The following is a 2,848-nucleotide window of genomic DNA, read 5'->3' on the forward strand; positions in this document are numbered from 1 at the left end:
GCGGGCGTGCCCGCGAACACCGGCGCAGCCGGAGCCATCACAGCGCCTGCTCCTCGGCGCCATTATCGTCAGGCTGAGCGTTTAAGCCCGAGGCATTCGGCCCTTTTCCTATGCAATCCCCCAGCCCATAGCTATCATGCCTGCCTTATTCCAAGTCGAGACTGGCATGCTGAAGTTGTTGAATCTCCTCAAGGACGGCCGGTTCCATTCCGGAGAAGCTCTGGGGGCGGCCCTCGGGGTGAGTCGTAGCGCCGTTTGGAAGCAGCTGCAGCACCTGGAGAGTGAACTGAACCTCACCATTCACAAAGTTCGTGGGCGTGGTTACCAATTGGCTGCGCCGCTGGTGTTGCTTGAGGCACAAGCAATCGCCGGGTTCGCCGAAGGCGAGCAGTGGCCAGTATTCATCCACGACACGATCGACTCGACCAACGCCGAAGGCCTGCGCATGGCGGGTGAGGGCCAGGCAGCACCCTTTTTGGTTTTGGCCGAGCGCCAGAGCGCTGGCCGTGGCCGACGTGGTCGGCAATGGGTCAGTCCGTTTGCCGAGAACCTGTACTACAGCCTGGTGCTGCGGGTTGACGGCGGCATGCGCCAGCTTGAAGGCTTGAGCCTGGTGGTAGGGTTGGCAGTAATGCGCACCTTGCAGGGCTTTGGTGTAAAAGATGTAGGGCTGAAGTGGCCTAACGATGTCCTGGTTCGCGGGATGAAGATCACCGGCATTCTGCTGGAACTGGTGGGAGATCCAGCCGATGTCTGCCATGTTGTGCTGGGTGTCGGCATCAATGTGAACATGCAGGCGAACGAGCAGGTCGACCAGCAGTGGACGTCGATGCGGCGCGAGCTGGGTGGGGCAATAGACCGGAATCACCTGGTGGCGTCGCTCACCCAGCATTTGCAGCATGAACTGGCACGTCATCGGCGCTATGGTTTCGCTGCATTCCAGGAGGAATGGGAGCAGGCGCACCTTTGGCAAGGCCGGAGTGTATCGCTGATTGCCGGTAACACGCGTGTTGATGGTGTTGTTCTTGGCGTCGACGGGCAGGGCGGCTTGCGCCTTGAGGTGGATGGAGTGGAGAAGAGCTTCAGCGGTGGTGAGCTCAGTTTGAGGTTGCGTGATGATTCTTGAGCTCGATTGCGGAAACAGCTTTATCAAATGGCGGGTCATCCATGTCGCCGATGCAGTGATCGAGGGCGGCGGGATTGTCGACTCCGATCAGGCATTGGTGGCCGAAGTGGCCGCACTCGCCTCGGTGCGTCTTACGGGCTGTCGCATTGTGAGTGTGCGTAGCGAGGAAGAGACCGATGCGCTTTGCGCGGTTATCGCCCAGGCCTTTGCCGTTCAGGCCCGGGTAGCGCACCCCGCCCGGGAAATGGCAGGCGTGCGCAACGGTTATGAGGATTACCAGCGTTTGGGGATGGATCGCTGGCTGGCCGCGTTAGGTGCATTTCATGTTGCCAAAGGGGCTTGCCTGGTCATCGATTTGGGGACTGCTGCAAAAGCCGACTTCGTGGCTGCGGATGGCGAGCACCTGGGCGGGTATATCTGCCCGGGCATGCCATTGATGCGCAGTCAGTTGCGCACCCACACCCGGCGCATTCGTTATGACGATGCCTCCGCCGAGCGCGCGTTGACCAGCCTGTTGCCAGGGCGCTCAACCGTCGAGGCAGTCGAGCGCGGTTGTGTTCTGATGCTGCAGGGTTTTGCCCGAACGCAGCTCGAGCAGGCACGCGCCCTGTGGGGTGAAGATTTCACCGTATTCCTCACTGGGGGCGATGCGCCGCTAGTGAGGGAGGCCGTGCCCCAGGCGCGTGTCGTGCCCGACCTGGTGTTCGTGGGGCTGGCCATGGCTTGTCCATTGGATTGAGGTGCCTATGCGTTGGTTGTTTCTGCTGTTACTGGTGCTCAACGTCTTCTACTACGTGTGGCATCAGCAGGAAGCCCCGCTGAAGGTCAAGGAAGTCGCACCCTTGTCTCTGTACAAGGGGAGTCAGCAAGAAATCCGGCTTTTGCGTGAAACGGGTGTATCAACACCCCCAAAGCGCCGGGATGAATGCCTGGTAATCGGTGGGGTAATGGTGCAGGCGCAGCTCGAAGCCCTGCGCCAGCGGCTGCTTAGCCTCGATATTGCGACGGTGCCGGTGGTAGGGCAGTTGCCTGGTGCCGATGGTCGTTGGCTCAAGGTAGCCCCGGAAAGCGAGCGATTGCTGGATGAAACGGTGCTCTCATCTCTTTCCAATGATTTCAAAGACTTAAAACATAAAATTATTTTCTGCCAGGGTATTGCAACTGACGAATAGCTTGATAGAATGGCGCCCGCTTCACAGGGAACACCACTTAGGTGGTAGAGCTGGAAGCGGTGTCAAAGCAGCTAAGTTTCAGATTTGATTGAAAAAATTTGAAAAAACGCTTGACACTAGGACGGCAGACAAATAGAATGCCGGCCACATCTGGAGGGATTCCCGAGCGGTCAAAGGGGACGGACTGTAAATCCGTTGCGAGAGCTTCGAAGGTTCGAATCCTTCTCCCTCCACCAGTTTTAGCGAGAGCCACAAGCTCCGCGGGTATAGTTTAGTGGTAGAACCTCAGCCTTCCAAGCTGATGATGCGGGTTCGATTCCCGCTACCCGCTCCAAGTTTGCTGGGTTTTGCACAAAGTGTTTCGCTCTTGTAGCTCAGTTGGTAGAGCACACCCTTGGTAAGGGTGAGGTCAGCGGTTCAAGTCCGCTCAAGAGCTCCATACAAACAAGGCAGATATGAAAATATCTGCCTTTGTTTTATCAGCGCAAGACTATTCTTCTGCGAGGGTTGTATCGATGGCTAAGGAAAAGTTTGATCGTTCCCTTCCCCA

General features: G+C 57.7%; 3 protein-coding genes and 3 tRNA genes. All 6 read left to right on the plus strand.

Annotation, left to right across the window (positions count from 1 at the left end; genetic code table 11):
- Positions 1-166 precede the first annotated feature (166 nt).
- Positions 167-1,126 carry a bifunctional biotin--[acetyl-CoA-carboxylase] ligase/biotin operon repressor BirA gene (gene birA, locus G1E_RS25690; RefSeq protein ID WP_009681392.1) on the plus strand — a complete coding sequence of 320 codons (960 nt, stop codon included), beginning with the start codon at positions 167-169 and terminating at the stop codon, positions 1,124-1,126.
- A complete protein-coding gene (locus tag G1E_RS25695; protein ID WP_009681393.1) occupies positions 1,116-1,865 on the plus strand; it encodes a pantothenate kinase in 750 nt (249 codons plus the stop codon). The genes birA and G1E_RS25695 overlap by 11 nt, the downstream gene beginning before the upstream one ends.
- A gap of 7 nt (positions 1,866-1,872) precedes the next feature.
- Positions 1,873-2,298: a hypothetical protein gene (locus tag G1E_RS25700; RefSeq protein WP_009681394.1), complete on the plus strand. Its 426-nt coding sequence runs from the start codon at positions 1,873-1,875 to the stop codon at positions 2,296-2,298.
- A gap of 152 nt (positions 2,299-2,450) precedes the next feature.
- Positions 2,451-2,534: transfer RNA gene (locus G1E_RS25705), tRNA-Tyr, on the plus strand.
- A 24-nt stretch (positions 2,535-2,558) separates the two neighbouring features.
- Positions 2,559-2,632 (plus strand) — tRNA-Gly (locus tag G1E_RS25710).
- A gap of 29 nt (positions 2,633-2,661) precedes the next feature.
- A tRNA-Thr gene (locus G1E_RS25715) sits at positions 2,662-2,737 on the plus strand.
- Positions 2,738-2,848 lie beyond the last annotated feature (111 nt).

Origin of the sequence: Pseudomonas sp. TJI-51 (assembly GCF_000190455.2) — a bacterium.
Taxonomy (GTDB): domain Bacteria; phylum Pseudomonadota; class Gammaproteobacteria; order Pseudomonadales; family Pseudomonadaceae; genus Aquipseudomonas; species Aquipseudomonas juntendi.

Coding starts and splice junctions, on each gene's coding strand:
- G1E_RS25695 (WP_009681393.1), top strand. CDS start 1,116: ATGATTCTTGAGCTCGATTGCGGAAACAGCTTTATCAAATGGCGGGTC.
- birA (WP_009681392.1), top strand. CDS start 167: ATGCTGAAGTTGTTGAATCTCCTCAAGGACGGCCGGTTCCATTCCGGA.
- G1E_RS25700 (WP_009681394.1), top strand. CDS start 1,873: ATGCGTTGGTTGTTTCTGCTGTTACTGGTGCTCAACGTCTTCTACTAC.